This window comes from Kitasatospora sp. NPDC059599 (genome assembly GCF_042735125.1).
In the GTDB taxonomy this organism is placed as follows: Bacteria; Actinomycetota; Actinomycetes; order Streptomycetales; family Streptomycetaceae; genus Kitasatospora.
In genome coordinates, this window is sequence record NZ_JBHWCL010000049.1 from 30,179 (window position 1) to 56,251 (window position 26,073).

General features: G+C 73.5%; 21 protein-coding genes. 8 read left to right on the plus strand and 13 right to left on the minus strand.

Annotated features, from left to right (window positions below):
* Window positions 1-39: 39 nt before the first annotated feature.
* Complete coding sequence (locus ACFV04_RS18890) at window positions 40-1,248, minus strand: helix-turn-helix domain-containing protein (protein WP_360249721.1); 1,209 nt, start codon at window positions 1,246-1,248, stop codon at window positions 40-42.
* Window positions 1,249-1,502: 254 nt separating this feature from the next.
* Between ACFV04_RS18890 and ACFV04_RS18895 the strand changes: the two genes are divergently transcribed.
* Entirely contained in the window at window positions 1,503-2,279 is a 777-nt protein-coding gene (locus ACFV04_RS18895; protein ID WP_360249300.1) for a pirin family protein, read from the plus strand.
* 108 nt (window positions 2,280-2,387) lie between these two features.
* Here the strand turns inward: ACFV04_RS18895 and ACFV04_RS18900 are convergent, their stop codons facing one another.
* Window positions 2,388-3,221 (minus strand): serine hydrolase domain-containing protein, encoded by an 834-nt coding sequence (locus tag ACFV04_RS18900; protein WP_380530305.1) that lies wholly within the window; start codon window positions 3,219-3,221, stop codon window positions 2,388-2,390.
* A 158-nt stretch (window positions 3,222-3,379) separates the two neighbouring features.
* On the opposite strand from ACFV04_RS18900, the gene ACFV04_RS18905 reads away from it, so the two are divergent.
* Window positions 3,380-3,898: a MerR family transcriptional regulator gene (locus ACFV04_RS18905; protein ID WP_380346276.1), complete on the plus strand. Its 519-nt coding sequence runs from the start codon at window positions 3,380-3,382 to the stop codon at window positions 3,896-3,898.
* On the plus strand, window positions 3,895-4,908 hold the full coding sequence (locus tag ACFV04_RS18910) for an aldo/keto reductase (protein WP_380530308.1): 1,014 nt from the start codon (window positions 3,895-3,897) through the stop codon (window positions 4,906-4,908). Before ACFV04_RS18905 ends, ACFV04_RS18910 begins: the two co-directional genes overlap by 4 nt.
* Before the next feature lie 146 nt (window positions 4,909-5,054).
* Here the strand turns inward: ACFV04_RS18910 and ACFV04_RS18915 are convergent, their stop codons facing one another.
* Window positions 5,055-5,633 (minus strand): TIGR03086 family metal-binding protein, encoded by a 579-nt coding sequence (locus ACFV04_RS18915; protein WP_360249312.1) that lies wholly within the window; start codon window positions 5,631-5,633, stop codon window positions 5,055-5,057.
* Between the two features lie 118 nt (window positions 5,634-5,751).
* Between ACFV04_RS18915 and ACFV04_RS18920 the strand changes: the two genes are divergently transcribed.
* A complete protein-coding gene (locus ACFV04_RS18920) occupies window positions 5,752-6,753 on the plus strand; it encodes a helix-turn-helix transcriptional regulator (protein WP_380530311.1) in 1,002 nt (333 codons plus the stop codon).
* A gap of 136 nt (window positions 6,754-6,889) precedes the next feature.
* Here ACFV04_RS18920 and ACFV04_RS18925 read toward each other — a convergent pair whose 3' ends face one another.
* From ACFV04_RS18925 to ACFV04_RS18965, 9 genes are all read right to left on the minus strand, one after another.
* Entirely contained in the window at window positions 6,890-8,104 is a 1,215-nt protein-coding gene (locus ACFV04_RS18925; protein ID WP_380346283.1) for an alpha/beta hydrolase, read from the minus strand.
* Between the two features lie 198 nt (window positions 8,105-8,302).
* Window positions 8,303-8,638, minus strand: a complete 336-nt coding sequence (locus ACFV04_RS18930) for an MmcQ/YjbR family DNA-binding protein (protein ID WP_360249321.1) — start codon at window positions 8,636-8,638, stop codon at window positions 8,303-8,305.
* A gap of 101 nt (window positions 8,639-8,739) precedes the next feature.
* Window positions 8,740-11,145, minus strand: coding sequence for a Dyp-type peroxidase (locus tag ACFV04_RS18935; RefSeq protein WP_380530315.1), 2,406 nt, complete (start codon window positions 11,143-11,145; stop codon window positions 8,740-8,742).
* A 25-nt stretch (window positions 11,146-11,170) separates the two neighbouring features.
* Window positions 11,171-13,105, minus strand: a complete 1,935-nt coding sequence (locus ACFV04_RS18940) for a galactose oxidase-like domain-containing protein (RefSeq protein WP_380530318.1) — start codon at window positions 13,103-13,105, stop codon at window positions 11,171-11,173.
* A 163-nt stretch (window positions 13,106-13,268) separates the two neighbouring features.
* A complete protein-coding gene (locus ACFV04_RS18945; protein WP_380530321.1) occupies window positions 13,269-14,528 on the minus strand; it encodes an acyltransferase in 1,260 nt (419 codons plus the stop codon).
* A 40-nt stretch (window positions 14,529-14,568) separates the two neighbouring features.
* Window positions 14,569-15,693 (minus strand): alpha/beta hydrolase, encoded by a 1,125-nt coding sequence (locus ACFV04_RS18950; RefSeq protein WP_380530324.1) that lies wholly within the window; start codon window positions 15,691-15,693, stop codon window positions 14,569-14,571.
* A 126-nt stretch (window positions 15,694-15,819) separates the two neighbouring features.
* On the minus strand, window positions 15,820-16,494 hold the full coding sequence (locus tag ACFV04_RS18955) for a response regulator (protein WP_380346294.1): 675 nt from the start codon (window positions 16,492-16,494) through the stop codon (window positions 15,820-15,822).
* The gene (locus ACFV04_RS18960) at window positions 16,491-17,846 is read right to left on the minus strand and encodes a sensor histidine kinase (protein WP_380530327.1); all 1,356 of its coding nucleotides are present in this window, start codon (window positions 17,844-17,846) and stop codon (window positions 16,491-16,493) included. Before ACFV04_RS18960 ends, ACFV04_RS18955 begins: the two co-directional genes overlap by 4 nt.
* 120 nt (window positions 17,847-17,966) lie before the next feature.
* The gene (locus ACFV04_RS18965) at window positions 17,967-18,647 is read right to left on the minus strand and encodes a TetR/AcrR family transcriptional regulator (RefSeq protein WP_380346298.1); all 681 of its coding nucleotides are present in this window, start codon (window positions 18,645-18,647) and stop codon (window positions 17,967-17,969) included.
* Between the two features lie 216 nt (window positions 18,648-18,863).
* Between ACFV04_RS18965 and ACFV04_RS18970 the strand changes: the two genes are divergently transcribed.
* On the plus strand, window positions 18,864-20,468 hold the full coding sequence (locus tag ACFV04_RS18970) for an MFS transporter (RefSeq protein ID WP_380530330.1): 1,605 nt from the start codon (window positions 18,864-18,866) through the stop codon (window positions 20,466-20,468).
* A 254-nt stretch (window positions 20,469-20,722) separates the two neighbouring features.
* Here ACFV04_RS18970 and aceE read toward each other — a convergent pair whose 3' ends face one another.
* The gene (gene aceE, locus ACFV04_RS18975) at window positions 20,723-23,473 is read right to left on the minus strand and encodes a pyruvate dehydrogenase (acetyl-transferring), homodimeric type (protein WP_380346302.1); all 2,751 of its coding nucleotides are present in this window, start codon (window positions 23,471-23,473) and stop codon (window positions 20,723-20,725) included.
* A gap of 518 nt (window positions 23,474-23,991) precedes the next feature.
* On the opposite strand from aceE, the gene ACFV04_RS18980 reads away from it, so the two are divergent.
* From ACFV04_RS18980 to ACFV04_RS18990, 3 genes are all read left to right on the plus strand, one after another.
* Window positions 23,992-24,432, plus strand: coding sequence for a DUF3052 domain-containing protein (locus tag ACFV04_RS18980; protein ID WP_360249348.1), 441 nt, complete (start codon window positions 23,992-23,994; stop codon window positions 24,430-24,432).
* Window positions 24,433-24,759: 327 nt separating this feature from the next.
* Complete coding sequence (locus tag ACFV04_RS18985) at window positions 24,760-25,218, plus strand: peroxiredoxin (protein ID WP_380346305.1); 459 nt, start codon at window positions 24,760-24,762, stop codon at window positions 25,216-25,218.
* Window positions 25,219-25,442: 224 nt separating this feature from the next.
* Complete coding sequence (locus tag ACFV04_RS18990; RefSeq protein WP_380346306.1) at window positions 25,443-26,018, plus strand: TerD family protein; 576 nt, start codon at window positions 25,443-25,445, stop codon at window positions 26,016-26,018.
* Window positions 26,019-26,073: the final 55 nt, after the last annotated feature.

The following is a 26,073-nucleotide window of genomic DNA, read 5'->3' on the forward strand; positions in this document are numbered from 1 at the left end:
CGACGGTAACGAAGAAAACCATCCGGGATTGTATGGTCCCTACACCCCGGCTCGGGTGGGGTCCCCGGCCGCGGTGAGCCGGCCGAGGGCCAGTGCGATCCGCAGAGTGAACGCCGAACGTACGTCGGAGGGGGCGTACCCCGTGACGTCGGTCACACGTCGTAGCCGGTAGCGCACCGTGTTGGGGTGGACGAAGAGCATCCGGGCCGCACCCTCCAGCGAGGAGGCCTGCTCCAGGTAGACACTCAGCGTCTCCAGCAGCGCCGAGCCGGCCTCGTCCAGCGGTGTGTAGATCTCCTCCACCAACTGGCGGCGCGCGGCCTGGTCGCCGGCCAGCGCCCGCTCGGGCAGCAGGTCGTCCGCGAGCACCGGGCGGGGAGCGTCCGGCCAGGCGGCGCAGGCCCGCAGCCCGGCCGTGGCGGCGTGCGCCGAGCGGGTCGCGGAGAGCAGGTCGGGCACGGTCGGGCCGACCACCACCGGGCCCGGCGCGAACTGGCCGATCAGCGCCCGGGCGGCGTGCACCGGCTCCTTGTCGCCGCCGACCACCACCACCAGGCGCTTGCCCAGCACCCCGGTCAGCACGTTCAGCTTGGCGTACCGGGCGGCCCGGCGGATCGCCTCCACCACCAGCTCGCTGTCGCCGTCCGGCGCGCTGCCCATCACCACCCGGACCTGGCTGGGCTGGCCCCAGCCGAGCGCCGCGGCACGGGAGAGCACACCCTCGTCGGCGTCGCCGGACAGCAGGGAGTTGACCACCAGTGCCTCCAGCCGGGCGTCCCAGGCGCCGCGCGCCTCGGCCGCCTGGGCGTACACCTGGGCGGTCGCGAAGGCGATCTCCCGGGCGTAGACCAGCACCGACTCGCGCATGTCCGACTCGTCGCCGGGGGCGGCCACCTCCTCGATGGCCTCCTCCATCACCTCGATCGTGGTGCGGATCAGCTCGACGGTCTGGCGCAGGGTGATCGCCCTGGTCAGCTCGCGCGGCGCGGTGCCGAAGACGTCGGTGGAGATCGCCTGGGCGGCGTCCGGGTGGCGGTACCACTCGGTGAAGGCGGCGATGCCGGCCTGGGCGACCAGGCCGATCCAGGAGCGGTGCTCCGGCGGCATCCGCCGGTACCAGCCGAGCTGGTCGTCCATCCGCGAGATCGCGGCGGTGGCCAGCTTGCCCGAGGACTTCTCCAGTCGCTTGAGCGTCGCCGCCCGGCGCTCGGCGCGCTCGGCGGCGTTTCTGCGCTCCTGCGCCGTCAGACGGGGCGCCGCGCGGCCGGGCCGGTCGCGGCCGGGCCGGGGCGCCGGGCTCTTCCCGGCCGGGTCGGGCACGGGACTGGGTTCGCTCTTGGAGTTCGCGGAAGCGGCTGGCACAAGGACAAGACTGCCTCACGCGAGTGACTGCTCGTGCACACCCCCCGGCGGAGCGGCGCGGTGGCAAGGGTCACACCCCCCGGGGCGCGGTGCGCTCCCGATCCCGGGGACGGGCTGCCCCCCGGGGGTACGGTGGGCGCGTGACCGACGCCGCTGACCGCCCCCGCGCCGACCTGCGCCGCACCGCCGAGCGCTACCGCTCCAGCCCGGGCGAGGGCATCGAGACCCGCCACGCGTTCTCCTTCTCCGGCCACTACGACCCGAAGAACACCCACTTCGGCGCGCTGCTGGCGTGCAACGAGGAACTCCTCGCCCCCGGCGCCGGATTCGACGAGCACAAGCACCGGGACACCGAGATCCTCACCTGGGTGCTGGAGGGCGCGCTCGCCCACCGGGACTCCCACGGCCACGGCGGGGTGGTCCGCCCCGGGATGGTCCAGCACCTCAGCGCCGGCTCCGGCGTCACCCACACCGAGCGCAACGTCGGCGGCGCCGCCGGCCCGGTCCGCTTCGTCCAGATGTGGCTCCAGCCGGACACGTTCGACGCGACCCCGGCGTACGGGCTGCGCAGGGTGGAACCGGCGGACGGCGGGTTGACCCTGCTCGCCTCCGGCCTGGAGCGGGACGCCGGCACGGACGCCCTGCGACTGCGCCGCAGCGACGCCGCGCTCTGGCTGGCGACCGCGGGCCCGTGGCAGCCGCTGCCCGAACTGCCCGCGGCCCCTTGGCGGTACGCGCACCTGACGGCCGGCTCGCTGGGCTACCGGACGATCCCGGGGCCCAAGGGCGGCGGCCGGTCGATGGTCCCGGGCGACAGCGTGCGGATCACCGGCGAGGGCTTCGCCGACCCGGCGGCGGGCGAGACCGGCGCGGAACTCCTGCTGTGGGAGATGCACTCGCCGGTCTCGTACGGCTAGGGCATCGGCTGGTGCCTGTCCGGTGGTTCCTGTCCGGGGCGGCCGTCCCCTCGGCCGGTCACGAGGCCGCCCCTCCGGGGGCGTCCCGCAGGCCGTCCGGCCGTCCGGTCAGCTCCGCAGTTCGGCGAGGACCGCGTCGGAGAAGGCCGGCCAGGCCTCGACCGCCCACGGGCCGAAGTCCCGGTCGGTGAGCGCGACACAGGCCGCGCCCGCCTGCGGGTCGACCCACAGGAAGGTGCCGGACTGGCCGAAGTGGCCGAAGGTCGCGGGGGAGTTCGCGGTGCCGGTCCAGTGCGGGCTCTTGCCGTCGCGGATCTCGAAGCCGAGGCCCCAGTCGTTCGGGCGGCGGTGGCCGTAGCCGGGCAGCACCCCGCTGGTGCCGGGGAAGGCGACCTCGCGGGTGGCCCGCAGGACCGTGGACGGGTCCAGCAGCTTCGGCGACTGCAGCTCGGCGGCGAACCGGGCGAGGTCGGCGGCGGTGGACAGGCCGCCGGCGCCGGCCGGGGACTTGTGCGCGGTGTTGATCAGGGTGTCGGCCATGCCCAGCGGCTCGAACACCGCCTCGGCGACGTAGCGGGAGAACTCGATCCCGGTGGCCTCGGACAGCGTCCGCGCCAGTGCGTCGAAGCCCGCGTTGGAGTAGAGCCGGCGGTTGCCGGGTTCGGCGAACACCCGGTCCTCGTCGAAGCCCAGGCCGGAGGTGTGCGCGAGCAGGTGACGGACGGTGGCACCGGGCGGCCCGGCCGGGTCGTCCAGCTCGAACACGCCCTCCTCGACCGCGACGAGCGCCGCGTAGGAGGTGAGCAGCTTGGTCACCGAGGCCAGCGGGAACAGGTGCTGCTGCGGCCCGTGCGCCCCCAGCAGCGCGCCGTCCGCCCCCCGGACCACCGCGACCGCGGCATGGGGCACCGGCCAGTTCTCGATCACGCGCAAGCTCTCCATGGATCCCGACTGTAGCCGGGGCCGCGCGGGGGCGGCGGGGCACCCTGCGGTCAGGCGGGTGGTGGGGGCACCCGGCTGCCGGGCCGGGCGGGCTTGCTTGGAGTGCACTCCAACTCGGTAGCGTCTTTCCCGTCGCACAGGACAGGGGGAAACGTTCGATGGCCACACCCGCACGCGTCACACCCGCCCGGGTCGAGATCGACCTGCGCAGCTGCTCCGAGGTGTTCGGCCGGCCGGTCGGCGATCCGGACCGGACCCCGCGCCACACCATCAGCGAGGTCGCCGCGGCCAGCGGACTGACCGCCCACACCCTGCGCTGGTACGAGCGGATCGGCCTGCTGGACCCGGTCGACCGCGCGGCCGGCGGCCAGCGCCGCTACTGCGACGCCGACCTGCACCGACTGGCCTTCCTGGGCCGGCTGCGGCTGACCGGCATGTCCGTGGCGGACATGCTCAAGTACGTGGACATGGCCCGGCAGGGCGAGCGGACCTACGAGGGACGCCGCCTGCTGCTGGAGGCCCAGCGCGAGGAGGTCCGGCAGCGGATCGTCGACCTCCAGGCCACCCTCGCCGTCCTCGACTACAAGATCGATCTCTATGCCGGGAAGGCCGCCGGCACCACCGGCGCCCCGGTCCAATGCCAGTACAACCGCGTAGAGGAAGAGCAGAGCGCATGACTCACCCCGTCCTTCCCACCACCGAACTCGGCACCGGCGGACCGCTGGTGGGCGTCCAGGGCCTCGGCTGCATGGGCATGAGCGAGTTCTACGGCCCCACCGACTCCGACGAGGCACTCGCCACCCTGGGCGCCGCGCTGGAGGCCGGTGTCACCCTGTTCGACACCGCAGACATGTACGGCTTCGGCCGCAACGAGGAGTTCGTCGGCCCGTTCGTCCGGGCCAACCGGGACAAGGTGGTGATCGCCACCAAGTTCGCCATCGAGCGCTCGGAGCAGGACCCGACCCGCCGCGCCGTCCGCAACGACCCGGCCTACATCCGGGCCGCCGTCGACGCCTCGCTGCGCCGCCTCGGCGTGGACGAGATCGACCTCTACTACATGCACCGCCGCAACCCGGACGTGCCGCTGGCCGAGTCGGTCGGCGCCATGGCCGGGCTGGTCGAGGCCGGCAAGGTGCGCCACCTCGGCCTGTCCGAGGTGACCGGGGCCGAACTGCGCGAGGCGCACGCCGTCCACCCGATCGCCGCGGTGCAGTCCGAGTGGTCGGTGTTCGCCCGCGACGTCGAGCGCTCGGCGGTGCCGGCCGCGGCGGAGCTGGGCGTCGCCTTCGTGCCGTACTCGCCGCTCGGGCGGGGCTTCCTGACCGGCGCCTTCCAGGACGCCGGCAAGCTCTCGGACAACGACTTCCGGCGCACCCACCCGCGCTACACCGGCGACAACGCGGCCGCCAACGGCGAACTGCTCGCCCCCTTGCGGGAGATCGCGCAGGCCCACGGCGGGACCCTCGCCCAGGTCGCGCTGGCCTGGGTGCACCAGCGGGCGGAGGCGCACGGGCTGACCGTCGTGCCGATCCCGGGCACCCGCAAGCGCAGCCGCCTCGCCGAGAACACGGCGGCGGCGACGCTGCGGCTCACCGAGGCGGACCTGGCCCTGCTGGAGCCGGTGTCCGGCCGGGTGGCGGGGGACCGCTACGCCGACATGAGCAACACCTCGGTCGGCCGGGAGTAGTCGGCCGGGAGCGGGCGGCCGGGAGCAATCACCGGGAGCGGTCGTAGCCCGGAGCGGACCGGAGCCGGCCGGATCGGCCCGGACCCGCGGCGGCCGGGCGGCCCGGGGAGTCACCGACTCCCCGGGCCGGGCCCGTGCCGCGCCGGTCAGGCCCGGCGTCCGAGCCAGGCGGCCAGCAGGGTGTGCACGTCGGCGTCCTCGGCGACCGGCTGGACCTCGCCGAACGGGACGTCCTCGCCCCGGGCCTCGGGCGGCAGGACGAACCGGGCGATGCCCAGTGCGGTCTGCGCCAGGGTGTCGTCCAGGGCGAAGCCGTTGTCGAGGCTGGTGGCGATGTCCCAGGTGTGGGTGACCGCCTCCATGAGGTAGCCGCCGACCACGGCGCCGCCGGGCACCTCGCCCCAGGGGGCGAGGGTCGGGCGGCCGAGCTTGGCGTCGTCCGCCCAGGCGGCGGTCGCCCGGGCGCGGGCCCGGCCCAGCGCGGCCGGCCAGCCCTCGTCCGACGGGTCCTCGATGGCGGGCACGATGTCGTCGAAGCGGCCTCCCTCGCCCATGTAGGCGAGCCGGTGCATGCCGCCGACCACGTGGTTCAGCAGCCGGCGCAGCGTGAACTCGGTGCACGGGGTGGGCCGGTCGAGGTCGGCCGGGGTGATCGTGGCGAACAGCTTCTCCAGCTGGTCGAGGGCGAGCAGGTACTGCGGGCGGGCATCCTGGACGGCGTTCACGTGCGGTCAACTCCCCGTGGTCGGGCGGGCTTTCGGGCTCGAAACGCAATCTCCCAGTAAAACCTGACAAGTGCCGTCAGGATTACTGGGATTCTTTGCGTATGAAGGCTCTTTGCCCATGAAGGCCGACCGCCTGCTCTCCGTCCTCCTGCTGCTCCAGACCCGCGGCCAGGTGTCCGCCACCGAACTCGCCGAGCGGCTGGAGGTGTCCGTCCGCACCATCTACCGCGACGTCGAGTCGCTCTCCGCCGCCGGGGTGCCGGTGTTCACCGAGCGGGGGCGGCACGGCGGCATCGGCCTGCTGCCCGGTTACCGCACCGACGTCACCGGGCTGACCGCGGACGAGGCCAGGGCGCTGTTCGTGCTCTCCGCCCAGGGCGCGCACAGCGACCTCGGGCTGGACGGCGCGCTCGGTTCGGCGCTGCGCAAGGTGATGGCGGCGCTGCCGGCCCCGCACCGCCCGGCGGCCGAGCGGATCAGCGAGCGGATCCTGGTCGACCCGGTCCGCTGGATGCCCGGCGGCGTGGCCGCCTCCGCCTCCGCGCCCGCGCCCGGCCCGGACCTGGGCGAGCTGCAGTACGCGGTCTTCGCCGACCGGCGGCTGCGGCTGCGCTACCGGCACAGCGGCACGCCCGCGCCGGTGGAGTACACCGTCGACCCGTACGGGCTGGTGAGCAAGGCGGCGGTCTGGTACCTGGTGGCCGATCTGCACGGCGAGCCGCGGCTGTTCCGGGCGGACCGGGTACTGGCCGCCGAGACCACCGAGGAGGTGGTGCGGCGCCGGGCGGGCACGGGGCTCGGCGACGTGTGGGCGGTGCTGCGCGAGCAGGTGGAACGGATGCCGAAGGAAGTGCCGGTGCGGGTGCGGGTCCGGCGCGGGCGGCTGGACAGGTTCCTGCGGATCCACGGCGGGCGGGTCACCGCACCGCCGCCGGAGGCGGGCACCGGGCCGGCCGAGGAGTGGGTGGAGGTGGCGATGGCCTTCCCGGCCCCGGCGGCGGTCCGGTCGCTGCTGGCCTTCGGCCCGGACGCCGAGGTGCTGGGCCCGCCGGTCGCCCGGCGCGAGCTGGCCCGGGCGGCGGCGGACGCCCTGCGGCTGTATCAGGACCAGCCGTCGTAGCGGCACCGGGACCGGACGTCCGTGCGGGACGGCGGTGCCGGGACCCCGCGCGGTCCGGGTCCTCGCACGGTCCGGGTCCTCGCACGGTGCGCGGGACCGGAAGGTCGCGGCGCCGGCCCCGGACGCCGTCCCCCCGTCAGGAGGTGGGCTCGGTCCGGACCACGTCGTGGTAGTGCCCGAGCGAGATCGCCGCGAAGTTGTGCAGGCTGTCGGTGCCGTCGGTGAAGTAGCCGTTGTGGCCGACCGCGCGGGCCGAGGAGATCTGCTCGGCGCCGAAGCCGCCGCCGGTCGGGTCGGCGCCGTGGCCGAGCTTGCCGACCTCCAGGAACGGGACGTTGCCGATCCAGTCGCTGGGGTTGCGGGCGGCCCAGACGTGCACGCCGGCGCCGAGTTCGGCGGCGCTCTGCACGCCCATGCCGGGGCTGCCGAACACCATCATGTCGGTGATGCCGGAGGTGTCGGACGGCGAGGCGGCCGCGCGCGGGATCTTCGGGGCGGCGGTGCCGCAGACGACCGAGCCGTACGAGTGGCAGAGCAGCGACGGGGGCACGTCCGGCCGGGTGGTCTCCTTGAGGCCGGCGAGCAGCCGCTCCAGGCGGGGCGCGGCGACGTCGGCGAGCCGGGAGGTGGCCGCGTCCGGGCCGAGGCCGGAGGGGGTGACGTAGCCGGTCCAGGAGATCACGGCGGTGCGGGTGCCGGGGGCCTGGCGCCGCTCCTCGGCGTAGAGGGCGCGGGCCATGCCGGCCGGGGAGCGCAGCGGCTCGGCGGTCTGGTCGAAGTGGCCGAGGTCGGCGTCCGAGCCGGGGACGAGGACGGAGATCCGCTCGGCGTCGGCGAGGTCGCCCCACACCTCGCTGACCAGGCCGCGGCCACGCGGGTCGAAGGCCAGGACCTGACGGCCGGGGGCGAGCAGGTGGTCGACGTCGTTGGCGCGGGAGACGGCGAGCGCGCGGGTGTCGGAGTCGAGCTTGCGGTCCTCGGCGCGGGCCCGGGCCTTGTCGCGCTCGGCGGCCAGGGCGATCCGGTTGGCGCGGTAGCGCAGGTCCAGCGGGGCGCCGTCGTAGTTGCCGACGACCAGCGGGTACTCCTGGATCAGCCGGTCCAGTTCGGTGGGCGCGAGCGACGCGAAGAACTCGGCGGCGGCCGCCGGGGAGGTGGTGGCCGGGTCGGGCAGGGAGCGGCCGAAGGAGTGGTCCTGGACCCAGGCGGCGCTGCCGGCCGGGGGCGTGGAGATCGCCAGCTGCTCCGAGGAGACGGCGGCCGCGGCGGCCGAGGCGCCGGCGTCGGCGAGCACGGCGCAACCCGCGAACGCCCCGATCAGTACCCGCTTCCAGCGTCGACGGTTGCGCACCGCACCAACTCCCTTGGGGCCCGTCACCGTTTCGCGGGCGGTGCCCGGAGGGTGCGATGGAACTGCTTGCTTCCTGCGCAAGCCTAGGGGCCTCGGCGGCGTGCCGGGCGCGCCTAAACTGTGGGATGGATCACATGAACCTGGGGTGTCTTCCCGACGTCTCCCAGTGGTGCGGACCGCGGCCCGCCGGGCCTGCGCTCAGGCGTCGAACTCCCGGACCAGCCGCTTCGGGGCCGTCCGCCGCCAGGCCTCGGTGACCAGGTCGCGCAGCTCGTCCGGGTCCACCAGGTCCAGCCGGACGCTCACCCAGCCGTGCCGTCCGACGTAGGGGGCGGAGGAGAACACCTCGGGTTCGGCGGCGAGCAGTTCGGCCTGGTCCTCGGGGGAGGCCTTGACGGTGACCCGGTCGCCGTCGGGCGCGCCCATCGCGAAGATCCGGCTGCGGACCCGCAGCGTCTCGATGTCCCAGGTCGGCTCCTGGGCGGCCTCCGGCAGGGCCAGCGCCATCGCGCGGAACTCGTCGAACGTCACCATGGCGGCAGGTTAGAGGAGGGCACTGACAACGCGCCCCCGGCGCGCGCGATGGCGCACCGGGGGCGCGTGACGGGTGAGGCCCGGTCAGGCCGCGGTCGCGGTCAGCAGAGCGAGGCCCAGGCGTCGCAGGAGCGGTCGGCGGCGATCAGCCGGTCCGGGTGGCCGCTGCCGTCCGCGACCGAGATCCGGCGGTAGTTCTGACCGCTGAACACCCAGTACTCGCTGTTCCCGCCGACCCGCTGCCGGTCCGGGACGGCCAGGAAGCAGTCCACCCGGTCCAGGCCGTTCAGCGAGCTCCACTGGGAGAGTTCGCGGTCGGTGCGCTCGCGCACGTCGGTGTGCGAGGAGCCGTCGGCGATCGAGATCAGCCGGTACTGCTGGCGGCCGGCGGTGGTGTGGAAGCACCAGTACCAGCTCTTTCCGCCGACCCGCTGCTGGTCCGGGACGGGCAGCCAGCAGTCCACCTGGCCGACGCCGCTGAGCGAGCCCCAGGAGGTGAGGTCGCGGTCGGGGCGTTCGAGCGTCGTGGTGTACCGGCCGCCGCTGCCGCAGGTGACGGAGACCAGCCGGTACTGCTGGCGGCCGGCGGTGCTGTGGAAGACCCAGTACCGGCTCTTGCCGGCCGGGTCCTGCTGGTCCGGGACGGGCAGGAAGCAGTCGACGCGGCCGATGCCCTGCAGACAGGACCAGTCGGTCAGCCAGGTGTCGTCCTCGACCTTGCGGTCGGTGTGGGCGGGGCCGTCGGCGACCGAGACCAGTCGGCAGCGGTCGCCGTGGAACGCCCAGTACTGGCTCTGTCCGGCCCGGCGGTACTGGTCCGGGACGCCGACGAACTCGTCGCACGGGTACGCCTTCACCGGCTGCGGCGTGGGCTGCGGCCGGCTGTCGGTGGTCTGGCCGCCGGTCTGGGTACCGCCCTGGCCGCCGGTCTGCCCGCCGGTCTGTCCCCCGGCGCCCTGGCTGCCGACCGGGGTGAGCCGGCCCTCGCAGAGCCCGCGCAGGATGCTCAGGGAGGGCATGAACGCGTACACCGAGCCGGTGGTCCGGACGAACTGCTGGAAGCTCAGCGGGGTGTGGTTGATCAGGCCGTCCGGTCCCCGGTGCTCCCAGTCGACGTCCGGGGCCTCCTGGGTGACCGGGTCCTTGCCGGGCAGCGGCCTGGGGTCGGCGTGCCCGGGCGGGACGGTCCCTCCGCTGTCGCGGTTCGGCGGGAAGTTCGGCTGGTCCATCCAGTCGGCCTGGATGAACTCGAACTGCCGCTGGAGGTCGGCCTGGTAGCAGATGAACAGCAGGCCGCGCGGGTCGTCGGGGCCGCCCGGGCCCTCCGAGGCCGGGTCGAACGGGGCGCCGTACGGGGTGCCGCGGCGCATGATCCGGCGGCCGTCCAGGACGCCGGCGTCCAGCGCGGGCTTGTCCGGGGTCTCCTGCAGGCCGGCCCGCGGGCTGGTCTTGCGCAGGTGCGACCAGAGTGGGGTGACCAGGCCCTCCGGGTCGTCCCGGAAGTCGAAGTCGTTGTCGGAGGCGGCGCCGGGGTTGTTCGGGACGTCGGTGGACTGGTGCTTGCAGACCGGGGCGCCGGAGCGCCAGCGGCCGACCATCCGGGCGGCCAGCCACTCGGTGGTCGCGGTGTCCGGGACGGCCTTGGCCTGCTTGAGCTCCCTGAGCTTGAGCGCGACCTGCGACCACCAGCCGGGGACGTCCTGGGCGAGTCGTCGGACCACCTGGAAGGAGCCGTTGCGGGCCCACTCGGGGTATTGGCTCGGCGGGCCGCTGAACGGGTCGTTCTCCAGTCCGCAGACGAACTCGCCGGCCGGGATGAGCCGGGTGCCGGGGTGGCCCTCCACCTCTTCCGGCTTCGCCGGGTCCGGCCGGTCGAAGCCCTTGACGCCGGGCTCGCTGATGCCGTCCTTGAAGCCGAAGTGCTCCTTGCCGCGGCGGCTGCCCAGCAGGGTCTGGGCGTTCTGCTGGTAGGCGATCAGGACCCGGCACTCGGCGGCGGCGATCCGCTGGGCCTCGACGGCCGCCTGGAGGTCCCGCTCGGTGTCGGCGGAGATCTTCAGCACGGCGTGGACCGCCTGGGTGCGGCCGTTGCCGAAGAGCCAGTTCTCCGGGGAGTTGTCGCCGGTGTCGCCGAGCGCGCCGGCCCGCCTGGCGGAGCCCTCCTTGAAGGCCTCCAGGCCGCCGCCGACCGGCGGGGCGGTGGGGAAGGGGTCGGTGGCGGAGAGCATCCGCAGGCCCTCGTAGGTGAAGCTGAGGCCGAGCCAGGTGGCGGTCAGCGTTCTGGGGTCGTCGCCGCCGGAGGCCTGTCTCGCTTCGCTGAAGGCCGCGTTGAACGCGGCGACCTCGCGGGTGGTGGAGATCTGCGGGGTCAGCTTGCGCAGCCAGTCGCGGGCCCGGGCGGCGTCGTCGAACTTGAGGAACAGGACGCTGACGTTGTCCTTCCTGAATCCGGCGAGGATGTCGCCCTGGATCTCCTCGCTGTCGCGCAGGCTCGGTTCCGTGGTCATGGGGATGTCCTTTCGGGGGAGGGGATCAGGCCGAGGGGCCGAGCTGGACCCACTGCGCGACGCTGGGCACGCCCTGGTCGCTGAGCAGGAAGAGCATGTACCAGCCGGGCGGGGCGGCCTTGGCGTCCGGCGGGGCCTGGAACTGCAGCCGGTTGCCGGCCCGGCTGGTGAGCCTCAGCTCGATGTGGCGCTGGCTGGTGTTGACCGAGTGGGTGGAGGTCGTCGGGGCCAGCAGGACGGCCTTGGCGGCGAGGCCCGGGGTGGTGCTGGTGACCGTGAAGGTCTGGTCGTAACCGACCGGCGTGGTAGGCGCGTTGGCGAGCGCGGGGCGGTCGCCCTGGTGCAGGTACGACGGTTCGTAGATCTCGATGGTGCCGTTCATGGTGACCGGCCCCGAGGTGCCGGGGACGCCGCTCACGGTGCCGTTGACGTCCGTGTTGTTGGCCAGCTGCTGGAGTTCGTCGCCGGTCACCATGACGCGTCCGTCGGGCAGCACCACCGCGTTGGAGTGGTAGCCGCGCGGGAGCCGCTGGACCGGGCCGAGCTGCCAGTTGCCCTGGTCGTCGCGCAGCTCGATCTGGCGGTACTTGAGGTCCGCGTTGGGGTTGTACGGGCCGTTGCCGTAGTCGCGGATGTCGTAGGCGCCGTTGACGGTCAGCAGCCGACCGGTGGGCAGCAGGAGGGTGTCGTCCTGGGTGCGGCCGAAGGCGCGGGACTTCTCGGCGGTCCAACTGCCGTTGGAGAAGCGCAGGGTGCTCGGGTTGTCGCGGTCGCCGCCGAGGACCAGCGCGGAGTCCGGGCCGTTGACGCCGCCGGGCAGCATCACGGCGGAGCCGTAGTTGCGCTTGCGGCCGTCGGGGCGGGCGGTCAGGTCGGCGCGGGACTCGGCGACCGGGTCGAACTTCCACTGCTCGGCGGGCTGGCGGCCGAAGCCGTAGACGTTGCCGTCGTTGAGCGAGAACAGGTGCGGGTAGTCGGTGGTGAACGGGGCGTCCACCTTGAACCGGTCGACCGGGGTGCCCCTGGGGACGTCGGTCTTCTTCGTCGGCACCGCGAAGGACTTGGCGGGGAAGCGCTCGACCACCGGCGTGGGCGTGCCGTAGCCGAGTTCGGACTGGCCGGACATGATCAGCTGGCGGCCGTCGGCGCCGGTCACCACCGAGGGGTACCAGCGGCCGACCGACATGTCGGGGTTGCGGGTCCAGGTCTCGGTCCACGGGTCGAAGACCAGCGAGAGCTTGGCGCCGGTACCGCCGTTGCCGCCGAGGTTGCCGCCGAAGACGCCCAGCATGCCGTTGGGCAGGAAGGAGTGGCCCGAGCAGAAGAACGGGACCGGGCGGGGCTCGCCCAGGCCGTCCGGCATGTCGGCGACGGGCGGGGTGACCTGTTTGAACGCGTCCGGCCCGGTGCCCTTGGCCGGGTCCCACAGGAAGGCCCGCCCGGCGTTCTCCTTGCCGATGGTCTGGGTGGGGGCGGGTTCCTTCTCCGGGTTGGTCTCGATCCGTTCGAAGGAGAACAGCAGCACCTTGCCGGTGGGCAGCAGCGCGACGTGGTCGCCGAAGTCGGGGGAGGGGAAGTAGTCCCTGAACGCGCCGAAGGCCGCCGGGTCGAAGGCCTTGTTGTGATCGGCCTGGGAGGCCGTCAGCGCGTTGTACCGGTTGGTGCGGGTGGTCTGGGGGTAGTCGCCCACGCCGCGGACGGCGGCGCGCATCCGGGCGTGCTCCTCGGCGTGCTCCCGGCCGAGGGCCGCGACCTCGTCCTCCCGCAGTTCGGCCATCACCCGGGGCGAGTCGACGTGCGGGGCGAGCTCGTCCGCGCCGGGGGCGGCCGGTCCGCCGTGGGCGACGGCCGGGGCGACCGCGCCGAGCAGGGTGCCGGCGGTCACCGCGAGGACCACGGCGGTGCCCGGCAGCCGCCGGCGGACCCGGCGCCTCGGCCGCGGGCGTGGGGACAGGGACATGGGACTCCTCGGGAGCGTGGGGTGTCGGGAAGGGGTGGCGAATGCGGACGGACGGGCCGTGGGCGGGCGCGGTCCTGCGACGGTCGCCGACGGTCACAGGACATCACAGTGCGTGGTGGTTCGCATGCGGGTGCATCCTCTCGGCGCACCCGCCCCGCGCGGCTCACACCACGCCCAGCGCGTACGCCGCGAACAGCGTCGCCGCGGCGCCGGCCGCCGTCTTCCCGGCCCGGGAGAACGAGGTCCACGGCCCGTCGAACCGTCGGGTGAACCACCCGAGTGCCACCAGCACGGCCCCGAACAGCGGGAGCAGCACCAGCCGGGCGGCGACCCAGCCGAGCGAGTCCGGCGCGGTCGTCAGGCCCGGGACGGCGCCCAGGCCGGCCGCGCCGGGCACCGCCACCGCGAGCATCGCGCTCTGGTGCCAGCAGAAGATCGTCATCGCCGACAGGTTCACCGCCACCACCGGCAGCCACAGCAGCGGACGGCGCGTCAGCAGCCGGCCCAGCCGCTCCCGCAGCAGCACCGCGCCGCCGCACTGGACCGCCGCCAGGGCGAGCACCAGCAGGGACGGCGGGTGCGAGTTGGTGCGCTCCGCCCCGGGCACGCCGACCATGCTGGCCGGGTAGTGGAACACCAGCAGCAGCGCGGCGAACAGCGCGCCGCCGCCCAGCAGCAGCACCCGGGCCGTCGGGCGGCCGAGCCGGCCCTGCGCCCAGAGCACGCCCAGCTGGTACCCGAACAGCCAGCCCGGAAGGATGTTCAGCAGGGCGACCCAGGACGGCACCGACTGCGCCCACGGCCCGTACCGCAGCAGGTCGACGGTGGCGACCGAGGCCACCAGCAGGCCCGCCGACCAGCCGCCCAGCCGGCGCCCGGCGGCCACGCAGAGCGGGGTGAGCGCGGTCAGCCCCAGGTAGACCGCGATGTACCAGAGCGGCTGCACCACCAGCGTCGCGCCGGTGCGCAGGGTGTCCGCGGGGACGCCCAGTGCGGGCAGCAGCGGGATCAGCAGCGCCCAGACCGCCGTCACCCCGAGCACCGGGCGCAGCAGCCGGACCGTCCGGGCGCGCAGCCAGCCGCCGTACGAGCCGCCGCGGGCGCGGGAGCGCTCCAGCGAGCGGACCGAGGAGTGGCCGCCGACCAGGAAGAACACCCCGAGCATCTGGAGCCCCCAGCTGAGCGGGGCGAAGAAGCCGAGGGAGGAGAGCGGGCTGGCGTTGTGCAGGGCGCCGTCGGGGGAGCGGGTGAAGCCGCCGAGCATCCAGTGCCCGACCGGGACGGCGAGGAGGGCGAGGGCGCGCAGTCCGTCGAGAGCGCGGTCGCGGGTGGCGGGGGTCCTGGCGTCGACCTGCTGGCCGGTGCGGCGCAGTCCGTCGAGGGGGCGGGCGGTGCGGGGGCGGGCGGTGCGGGGGTGGGCCATGGTGGTGCTCCTTCCGGTGCGGCAGGTCAGGTGCGGCAGGTCAGGCGCGGCCGAGGGCGACGGCGGCGTAGGCGGCGAGCGAGGCGGTGCCGGGGGCGAAGTAGCCGGTGTGGCCGTGGGATCCGGTGGCGGGCAGCGGGCGGGCGCCGAAGCCGGGGTCGGTCGGGTCGGCGCCGTGGCCGAGGCCGAACAGCCGGACGTTGGGCACGTCGCCGATCCAGTCGGAGTCGTTGCGGGCGGTGGCCCAGAGCGGGACGCGCGGGTCGAGGTCGGCCGCCGAGTCGACGCCCATGCCGGGGGAGCCGAGCACCACCACGCCGGAGGCCCGGGTGGGCGTGGGGTGGGCCAGGCCGCAGACCACCGAGCCGTAGCTGTGGCAGAACAGGGTGGCGGGGTCCTGCGGGCGGGTGCTGACGGCGAGTCCGTCGAGCAGCCGGTCGAGGCGGGCGGCGCCGGCCCGGGCGAGGCCCTCGGTGGCGGCGTCGGGGCCGAGGCCGACCGGGGTGGTGTAGCCGGCCCAGGCGATCACCGCGGTCTGCCCGTCGGTGGCCTGGTGCAGGGCGCGGGCCATGCCGGCGGGGGTGCCGTACGGGTCGGAGGCGCGGTCGAAGCGGAGCAGGTCGACGTCGGAGCCGGGGACGATGACGGCGGTGCGGCGGGCGGTGGCCAGGTCGCCGTAGACCTCGGCGACCTGGCCGCGGCCGCGCGGGTCGAAGGCCAGGACCTGCCGGCCGCCGTCCAGCAGGGTGCGGTAGCGCTCGGCGCGGGTGCGGGCGGCCTCGTGGTCCTGGGGGGTGAGGGCCGGGTCGGCGGCCCGGGCGAGTTCGCGGGTGCGTTCGGCGGCGAGGGCCAGGGCGTTGGCGCGGTAGCGCAGGTCGACCGGGGCGCCGTCGAGGTTGCCGACCACCAGCGGGTGCCGGACGGCCAGCGCGTCCCGGGCGGCCGGTGACAGCCCGGCGAAGAAGGCCGCGATCCGGGCCGGGTCGGCGGTGGCCGGGTCGGGCAGCGGCAGGCCGAGCGCGGTGTCGGCCGTCCAGGCGGCGCTGCCGGGCGGCGGGCCGGTGACCGGGGTCTGGGTGTCGGCGGCCCAGCCGCCCGCGCCGAGCAGCGCCGCCAGCATCACCGCGGCGGCGGCGAGCGCCCGCCTGGTCCGAAATCCGCGCATGTCCCTGCTCTCCCTCGTTCGTTCGGCTTGCGACGAGGAGGAAGGTAGGAACACGACGGCCCCGCGGACGTCACACCGCGGGGCCAACTCCCGGGTGCTACCCGGGTATCAGGGGGACAACCCCCCTCACTGGCCGGGGGTCACCAGGCCCGACTCGTAGGCCAGCACGACCGCCTGGGCGCGGTCGCGCAGGTCGAGCTTGGCGAGGATGCGCCCGATGTGGGTCTTCACGGTCTGTTCGGCGAGCACCAGCTTCGCCGCTATCTCCTGGTTGGACAGGCCGCCGGCGATCAGCTCCAGCACCTCGGTCTCGCGCGGGGTCAGGCCGTTGAGCCGCACCTTGGGGTCGCGGCGCCTGGCCGGGCGGGTGCGGGCGAAGTCCTCGATCAGCCGGCGGGTCACCGAGGGGGCGAGCAGCGCCTCGCCGGCCGCGACCACCCGGACCGCGGCGATCAGGTCGGCCGGCGGGGCGTCCTTGAGCAGGAAGCCGCTGGCTCCGGCGCGCAGCGCCTCGTACACGTAGTCGTCCACGTCGAAGGTGGTCAGCATCAGCACCTTGGGCCGGTGCGCGCCGGGCACGGCCGGGTCGAGCAGTCGCCGGGCCGCCTCCAGGCCGTCCATCACGGGCATCCGGACGTCCATCAGCACCACGTCGGGGTGGGTGCGGCCGACGACCTCCAGGGCCTGGGCGCCGTCCGCCGCGTCCCCCACCACGTCGATGTCGCTCTGGACGCCCAGCAGGGCGGCGAAGCCCGCGCGGACCATGGCCTGGTCGTCGACGATGATCACGCGGATGGTCATGCGGTGGTCTCCCGGGGGGTGTCGAGCGGATCGCGGACGTCGCGGGTGTCGCGGGCGTCACGGGTGCCGAGGGTGTCGAGGGGCAGCACGGCGGCCACCTTGAAGCCGCCGTCCGGCAGCGGGCCGGTGTCCAGCCTGCCATCGACCAGCCGGACGCGTTCACGCATTCCGACCAGACCGTGCCCGGTGCCCTCGGCCGACGCCTCCAGCGACTCGGTGCGCTCCGGCGGTGGCCCGTTGACCACGGTCACCCGCAGCGCCGGGCCGTCCGAGGAGAGCGAGACCCAGGCCTGCGCGCCGGGGGCGTGCCGCACCACGTTGGCCAGCGCCTCCTGGACGATCCGGTACGCCGACAGGCCGACGGCTTGCGGCACCAGCTCCACCAGCCCGTCGTCCACCGTCAGTTCGGCCGGCACCCCGGCCCGTCCCACCGTCTCGACCAGCTGGGCGAGTTGGCCGACGCCGGGCTGCGGGGCCTTCTCCCCGCCGGACTCCTCGCTGCGCAGCACGCCGAGCAGCCGGCGCATCTCGGCGAGCGACTCCCGGGCGGTGCCGGCTATCGCGGTGAACTCCTCGGCGGCGTCGGCCGGTACGTCGGGGATCCGGTAGGGCGCGCTGGCGGCCTGGACCGCGATCACCGACATGTGGTGGGCCACCACGTCGTGCAACTCCCGTGCGATCCGCGCACGTTCCTCCAGCAGGGTGCGCCGTTCGCGCTCCACCTCGCTGATCTGCGCCTGCTCGCTCAGCAGCCGGCGGGCCTCGGCGCTCTCCCGCAGGGCTCCGCCGAGCACCAGGACGGCGCCGGTCAGGGCGATCACGAGGAGGACGTTGTCCCCGGTGTAGCGGGAGCCCGTTGCGGCGAGCGACAGGGCGGCACTCCAGCCCGCGGTGACCAGCCAGACCGCGATCAGGGTGCGTCGCGGCTCGCGCAGGGAGAGCGGGACCATCAGGAGGAGGTAGCCGACCAGACCGGTGGCGGTCCACGGCCAGAGGCCGGCGGTCCCGGTCCCGGTGGTCAGGATCAGCAGGGCGGCCAGCAGGCCGGTGCCGCCGATCATCCACCACGCGGCCAGCGGCCGGCTCACCGCGAGCAGCAGCGGAGCGGTCTGCGCGACGGCGAGGGCGCCGGCGAGCCCGCCGTTGATCCCGTAGTCGTTGGCCATCACGTTGATCCCGCTGGGCAGGAGCGAGGAGATGGCGGCCACCGCGAGGACGTACGGGAGGTGGCGGACCCACGGCCGGGAGGACTGGGCCAGGAACGGGGCGTGGTCGGCGGACGGTCGGACGAGCGTGCCGAGCAGGGCCCGCGCCGCGTCGAGGGGCCCGGACCCGGGGGACGAGTCGATCATCCGGTCAGACTAGGGGCGCGGCGGCCGTCCGGCGTCCGACCTGGGGCCGGGATCCGGGGTGCTACCCGGGTATGACGCGGGTGCCCGGGCGGCCTGATGCCCCGTCGGCCGTGCGGGTGTTCAGGTGCGCCAGTGGCCGGTCAGGGCCGGGCCGAGCTGGTCGAAGTGGCGCTCGATCAGGGTGATCATGCCTTCCGGGCCCTCGGGTTCGCGATCGGCGGTCCAGGACAGGTGGGCGGCGCGCAGCACGCTGCCGAAGACGGCGGCGAGCACGGCGGGGCGCAGGTCCTCGCGCGGGTCGAGGCCCTCGCGTTCGGCGAGCACCCGGACGACGATCCGTTCCTGCTCGGTGACCCGGCGCAGGTGGGCGGCGAGCAGGGTGGGCGCGTCCTCGATCATCCGCATGAGTTCGAGCGCGCTGGTGATCGAGCCGGGGCCGGACGCCCTGGCGTTCCCGAGGTCGCGCCAGGCCTTGACGATCGAGGCGCGCAGGGCCTGCAGCGGGGTCTCCTCGGCCGGGCGGTGGCGCAGGCACTCGATGAAGTAGTCCTCGGCCTCGGCCATGACGGCGAGCGCGACCTCGTCCTTGTTGGCGAAGTAGCGGAAGAAGGTGCGCTGGGAGACGTCGACGGCGGAGGCGATCTCGTCGACGGTCGTCCGGGAGAAGCCCTGGCCGAGGAAGAGCACGTGGGCGGCCTGGACCAGGGCGTCCCGGGTCTGCTGCTTCTTGCGCTCACGCAGTCCGGGCGTCCGCCCGAGGTCCTCCGGGGTGCCGGTGGGGTGGGGGGTGTGAGCGGCCATGGCGGGGCCTTCCGGAGTGCTGGGTGTTTCTGGTGGGAGCACAACCTTAGCGTTCTGACAAATGTCAGTAATGGCCAGAAGTCACTGTTTGCCGAATGTCAGCGACTGACATAATCTGCCGCGAGTGGCGCCCGTCGGGCCGGGGCACCTGTGGGGACGGGTGGGCCGGGGCGCCACGACAACGTTCCGACCGAGCCACGCCCCCGGAGGGCCCAGATGAGCCAGTCCGTCGTCAAGAACTCCGAGGCGGACGCCCCGCCGCCACCGACGCCACCGTCCGGGGGCGGCCTCAAGGGGCACCCCTGGCTGACCCTGCTGACCGTCGCGGTCGGCGTCATGATGGTCGCCCTGGACGGCACGATCGTCGCCATCGCCAACCCGGTCATCCAGGAGAAGCTGCACGCGGCGCCCTCCGAGATCCAGTGGGTCACCAGCGGCTACCTGCTCGCCCTGGCGGTCTTCCTGATCACCGCCGGCAAGATCGGCGACCGGTTCGGCCACCGGAACACCTTCCTGGTCGGCGCGGTCGGCTTCGCCGCCACCTCGGCCGCGATCGGCTTCGCGGGCGACATCCGGACCGTGATCGCCTTCCGGGTCCTGCAGGGCCTGTTCGGCGCGCTGCTCCAGCCGGCCGCGCTCGGCCTGCTGCGCGGGGCCTTCCCGGCCGAGAAGCTCAACATGGCCATCGGCATCTGGGGCGGCGTGATCGGCGCCTCCACCGCGGCCGGCCCGATCGTCGGCGGCCTGCTGGTCGAGCACGTCAGCTGGGAGTCGGTGTTCTTCATCAACATCCCGGTCGGCCTGATCGCGCTGGCGCTCGGCCTGTGGGTCCTCAAGGACGTGCGGGCCGAGAACGCCGCCAAGTCCTTCGACGTGCCCGGCATCGTGCTGCTGTCGGTCGGGATGTTCGCGCTGGTCTTCGGCATCATCAAGGCCCCCGAGTGGGGTTGGGGCGACGCGCGGACCCTGCTGTTCCTGGGCGGCGCGGTGGTGCTGATGGTGCTGTTCGCGCTCTGGCAGGGCAAGGCGCGCGAGCCGCTGATCCCGCTCGGCCTCTTCCGCTCGGTGCCGCTGTCGGCGGGCGTCCTGCTGATGGTGCTGATGGCCTTCGCGTTCTTCGGCGCGATCTTCTTCGTGACCTTCTACCTGCAGAACGTGCACGGGATGAAGCCGGTCGACGCCGGCGTCCACCTGCTGCCGATGACCGGCATGATGATCGTCGGCTCGCCGCTGGCCGGCATCGCGATCGGCAAGCTCGGCCCCAGGATCCCGATCGTGGCCGGCATGCTGATCACCACCACCGCGATGTTCGGCATGTCCACCCTGGACACCGGCTCCGGCACCGGCGTGATGTCGCTCTGGTTCGTCCTGATGGGCCTCGGCATCAGCCCGGTCATGGTCGGTGCCACCGAGGTGATCGTCGGCAACGCCCCGCTGGAGCTGTCCGGCGTGGCGGGCGGCCTGCAGCAGTCCGCGATGCAGGTCGGCGGCAGCCTGGGCACCGCGGTGCTGGGCGCGCTGATGGCCGCCAAGGTCGGCGACGTGCTGCCCGGCAACTGGGCCGGGGCGGGCCTGCCGCCCGTCGAGGGCCCGCAGGCCGAGGGCCTCAAGCAGGCCGCCCAGCTCGGCATCGCGCCGCCCGCCCCGCCCGGCACCCCGCAGCAGGTGGTGGACGCGATGGCCGGCGCCGTCCACGAGTCCTTCGTCAGCGGCATGTCGCTCGCCTTCGCGGTCGCCTCCGTGGTGGCCTTCGCCGCCGCCCTGCTCGGCCTGTTCACCCGCCGGGGCACCACCGACGCGGGCCCGGCCGTGCACATCTGAGGCCCGCCCGTACGCGACGGCCCCGGACTCGGCGGAGTCCGGGGCCGTCGTGCTGCCCGCGGGGCGTCCCGGCGTCCGGGGCGGAGGAGAGGCGGCGGGAGAAGCGGCGGGGGATGCCGCGGGGACGGGCACCGGGCTTGTCACGCGGCTCGTCACGCGGTCCGTCCGCCGGCCGGCCGTGCCGGCGCGGGGAACGACGAAGGGCCGGACTCCCGGAGGAGTCCGGCCCTTCACTGCCTAGACCGGGCGGGCGATCAGGCCTCGCCGCCGGCGGCACCCGGGTCGGCCGCGGCCACGTCCAGCAGCTGGTAGCGGTCGATCGCGTCCTTCAGCGCCGAGCGGTCGATCTTGCCCTGCTTGGCGAGCTCGGTGAGCACGCCCAGGACGACCGACTGCGCGTCGATGTGGAAGAAGCGACGGGCCGCGCCGCGGGTGTCGGCGAAGCCGAAGCCGTCCGCACCCAGCGACTGGTACTGGCCCGGCACCCAGCGGGAGATCTGGTCCGGCACCGCGCGCATCCAGTCGGACACCGCGACGACCGGGCCCTCGGCACCCTGGAGCTTCCGGGTGACGTACGGCACGCGCTGCTGCTCCTCGGGGTGCAGCAGGTTGAACTCCTCGGCCTCCACCGCGTCGCGGCGCAGCTCGTTCCAGGAGGTCGCGGACCAGACGTCGGCCTTGACGTTCCACTCCTCGGCGAGGATGCGCTGGGCCTCCAGGGCCCACGGCACGGCCACGCCGGAGGCGAGGATCTGGGCCGGGATCTGGCCGGCGGTGCCCGGCGCGTACTTGTGCAGACCCTTGAGGATGCCCTCGACGTCCACGTTCTCGGGCTCGGCCGGCATCTTGATCGGCTCGTTGTAGACGGTCATGTAGTAGAACACGTCCTCGCCGTGCGGGTGCTCGGCGCTGGAGCCGTACATCCGGCGCAGACCGTCCCGGACGATGTGCGCGATCTCGAAGCCGTACGCCGGGTCGTACGCGACGACGCCGGGGTTGGTCGAGGCCAGCAGGTGCGAGTGACCGTCGGCGTGCTGCAGGCCCTCACCGGTCAGGGTGGTGCGGCCGGCGGTGGCGCCGATCACGAAGCCGCGGGCCAGCTGGTCGGCCATCTGCCAGAACTGGTCGCCGGTGCGCTGGAACCCGAACATCGAGTAGAAGACGTACACCGGGATCAGCGGCTCGCCGTGGGTGGCGTAGGAGGAGCCGGCGGCGATCAGCGAGGCGGTGCAGCCGGCCTCGGAGATGCCGTCGTGCAGCATCTGGCCGGTCGGCGACTCCTTGTAGGCGAGGAGGAGGTCCCGGTCGACCGACTCGTAGGTCTGGCCGAGCGGGTTGTAGATCTTCGCCGACGGGAAGAGCGAGTCCATGCCGAAGGTGCGGTACTCGTCCGGCGCGATCGGCACGAAGCGGTTGCCGATGCCCTTGTCCCGCATGAGGTCCTTGAGCACCCGGACGAACGCCATGGTGGTGGCGATGGTCTGGTTGCCGGACCCCTTCTTGACCGCCTTGTACGCGTCGTCGCCGGGCAGTTCCAGCTTGCGCGGGCGGACCTTGCGGGTCGGCACGAAGCCGCCCAGGCCCTGCCGGCGGTCGTGCATGTACTGGATCTCTTCCGAGTTGCGGCCCGGGTGGTAGTAGGGCGGGTAGCCCTCGTCGAGCTGCTTGTCGGTGATCGGCAGGTGCAGCCGGTCGCGGAAGCGCTTCAGGTCCTCGACCGTCAGCTTCTTCATCTGGTGGGTGGCGTTGCGGCCCTCGAAGTTGGGGCCCAGCGTCCAGCCCTTGACCGTCTGGGCCAGGATGACCGTCGGCTGGCCCTTGTGCTCGCGGGCCGCCTTGAACGCCGCGTAGATCTTCTTGTGGTCGTGGCCGCCGCGACCCAGGTGCTGGATCTGCTGGTCGGTCATGCTCTCGACCATCTTGCGCAGGCGCAGGTCGGAGCCGAAGAAGTGCTCGCGGATGTACTCGCCGGACTCGGTGGCGTAGGTCTGGAACTGGCCGTCCACCGTGGTGTTCAGCTTGTTGACCAGCACGCCGTCGCGGTCCTGCGCGAGCAGCGGGTCCCAGCTGCGGTCCCAGATGAGCTTGATCACGTTCCAGCCGGCACCCCGGAACTGGGACTCCAGCTCCTGGATGATCTTGCCGTTGCCGCGGACCGGGCCGTCGAGGCGCTGCAGGTTGCAGTTCACCACGAAGGTCAGGTTGTCCAGGCCCTCGCGGGCCGCCAGCGACAGCTGGCCGAGCGACTCGGGCTCGTCCATCTCGCCGTCGCCGAGGAAGGCGTACACCTGCGAGTCGGAGGTGTCCTTGATGCCGCGGTGCTCCAGGTAGCGGTTCATCCGCGCCTGGTAGATCGCGCCGAGCGGGCCGAGGCCCATCGAGACGGTCGGGAACTCCCAGAAGTCCGGCATCAGCCGCGGGTGCGGGTAGCTGGACAGGCCGTACGGGGCCTTCGACTTCTCCTGGCGGAACGCGTCGAGCTGCTGCTCGGTGAGTCGGTCCAGGAGGAAGGCGCGGGCGTAGATGCCGGGGGAGGCGTGGCCCTGGAAGAAGATCTGGTCGCCGGACTCGCCCTCGGCGTCCTTGCCGCGGAAGAAGTAGTTGAAGCCGACGTCGTAGAGCGACGCGGAGGAGGCGAAGGTGGCGATGTGGCCACCGACGCCGATGCCGGGGCGCTGTGCCCGGGAGACCATGACGGCCGCGTTCCATCGGGTCGCATTGAGGATCTTGCGCTCGATCTCCTCGTTGCCGGGGAAGAACGGCTCGTCCTTGGTGGCGATGGTGTTGACGTAGTCCGTGCTGCGCATCTCGGGCACGGCGACACGCTTCTCGCGGGCGCGCTCGATCAGCCGCAGCATCAGGTAACGGGCACGCTCACGCCCCCGCTCGTCGATGGCCGCATCGAGCGACTCCAGCCATTCCGCGGTCTCCTCGGGATCGAAGTCCGGGACCTGACTCGGAAGGCCGCCAATGATGATCGGGTTGCGATCGGATCCGGAAGCCACGCTGTTCCTTCACTGTCGGTCGAAACTAGAGGTGTGTCGCGCCGCCTCCATCGTGCTACCGCGCTCGGAGATCCGTCATCTCTACCGATCGGTAACCATTCCGCCTGGTGGGCGGAACGGTCTGGTGGCGCGCGGCGCGAGCGTCTTCGTCCGCTCCGCACACCCCCGGGTGTTACGAAAAGAGGTGGTCCGACCTGGTGTCCCGTCCGCCCGATGGCGGGCGGCCGGGGTGAGGGCCAACAGGAGACTCTACGCCCGCGCACGCGCGGACCCCGAATGCCGTTCGCATCTCGGGCACGCGTACGGCCTGTGGGCCGGGACCACCCGAAGCATCCTTGTCCCACGCAGAGAAGGGCAAATCGGTGTGATTCGCGCCACATCCAGCGGCGTGTCCCGGTGCGACACGTCAACCTTTGGAGGGGATCGGGGGTCGGGTACTTGCGCGAACCGCCGCGCCCGTGTGGACTACGGCCACAGCCTCGGCATGGACGCCGAGCCGAATACTGGAGGTTATTCCCGTGAGCGCGACCGCGGACCCCGCGGACAAGTCCAACCCGGCGGCCCGTCTCAACTTCGAGGCCGGCCAGATCGTCCAGGAGCTGGGGTACGACGAAGACACTGACCAGGATCTCCGCGAAGGCATCGAGGAGGTCACCGGCGCGGATCTCGTCGACGAGGACTACGACGACGTCGCTGACGCCGTCCTGCTGTGGCACCGCGACGACGACGGGGACCTCACCGACTCCCTCGTCGACGCGCTGGAGTACCTCGCCGAAGGCGGCGTCATCTGGCTGCTGACGCCCAAGACCGGGCGGGACGGCCACATCGAGGCCTCGGACATCAACGAGGCGGCGCGCACCGCCGGCCTCTCCCAGACCAGCTCGATCAACATCGCCAAGGACTGGGCGGCCACCCGGCTCGCGACCAAGTCCACGGCGAAGCCGGCCGGCAAGCGCTGAACGGGTTCTGAAGCCCCTCGCCGGGCCCCGACGGAGTCACGCTCCGTCGGGGCCCGGCGCTTTTGCGTCGGGGGCGGGCCGGGGCGGGCTCCGGCGGCGGTCGGGCCGGGGCCGGGCTGCGGCGGTGTTCGGGCCGGCGTCGGGTGGTGTTCGGGCCGGGCTGCGGCGGTGTTCGGGCCGGGCGGTGGCGCGTTCGCCCAGGGCGAAAGGAGTCGGGTGCCCGACGGGCCCGCCTCATCCGTTCGGCGGAACGCCCGTAAACGAATGCGAGGATGTGGCCAGCCGCGCCCCGCCGCGCGGCCCGGTCGCGTCAGAAAGGTCCCGCCCATGGCCGTCGAGGTCGGCACCCAGGCTCCGGACTTCGAGCTCAACAACCAGCACGGGGAGTCGGTCCGGCTCGCCGACTTCCGCGGCGAGAAGAACGTCGTCCTGGTCTTCTACCCGTTCGCCTTCACCGGCGTCTGCACCGGCGAGCTCGGCGCGATCCAGCGGGAGCTGTCCGGGCTGCAGAACGACGACGTCCAGGTGCTCGGCCTGTCCTGCGACTCGCAGTTCTCCCAGCGCGTGCTCGCCGACCGCGAGGGCCTGGAGTTCCCGCTGCTCGCCGACTTCTGGCCGCACGGCGAGGTCACCCGGGCGTACGGCGTCCTCGACGAGGAGCGGGGCTGCCCGCTGCGCGGCACCTTCGTGGTCGACAGGGCCGGCACGGTCCGCTGGAGCGTCGTCAACGGCCTCCCGGACGCCCGGGACGAGCAGGAGTACCTCAGGGTCCTCGCCGCGCTCTGAGCACCGCCCCGGGGCCCGCTCCGGCCGTCCGGGGCGGGCCCGGCACCCGGCCGCCCGGGTGCCCGGCGGTCGTGTCCGGCCGCAACCGCGCTGCGGACGGGAACCGCGTACTACGCTCGGGCCGTTGGCGGGGTGGGGAGCGGGAGCCGGTGCGCTCCCGGGGCCCCGGACCGCACCACCGGGGGCACCACCACAGGGCGTGCCTCCCGATTCTTGGAGGACACGTGGGAGTCAGCCTCAGCAAGGGCGGCAACGTCTCGCTCACCAAGGAGGCCCCTGGGCTCACGGCAGTGATCGTCGGCCTCGGCTGGGACGTCCGGACCACCACCGGGACGGACTTCGACCTGGACGCCAGCGCACTGCTCTGCAACGCCCAGGGCAAGGTCGGCTCGGACGGCAACTTCGTCTTCTTCAACAACCTGAAGAGCCCGGACGGCTCGGTCGAGCACACCGGCGACAACCGCACCGGCGAGGGTGAGGGCGACGACGAGGCGATCAAGGTCAACCTGGCCGGCGTCCCGGCGGACGTGGAGAAGATCGTCTTCCCGGTGTCGATCTACGACGCCGAGAGCCGAGGCCAGAACTTCGGCCAGGTGCGCAACGCCTTCATCCGCGTGGTGAACCAGGCCGACAACGCGGAGCTGGCCCGCTACGACCTCTCCGAGGACGCCTCCACCGAGACCGCGATGGTCTTCGGCGAGCTGTACCGCAGCGGCGGCGAGTGGAAGTTCCGCGCCATCGGCCAGGGCTACGCCTCCGGCCTGCGGGGCATCGCGCAGGACTTCGGCGTCAGCGTCTGAGTCCTCGTCCGACCGTGCGTCGGCGCGACGCCGCGCGCTTCACCCGGGGCGGCCC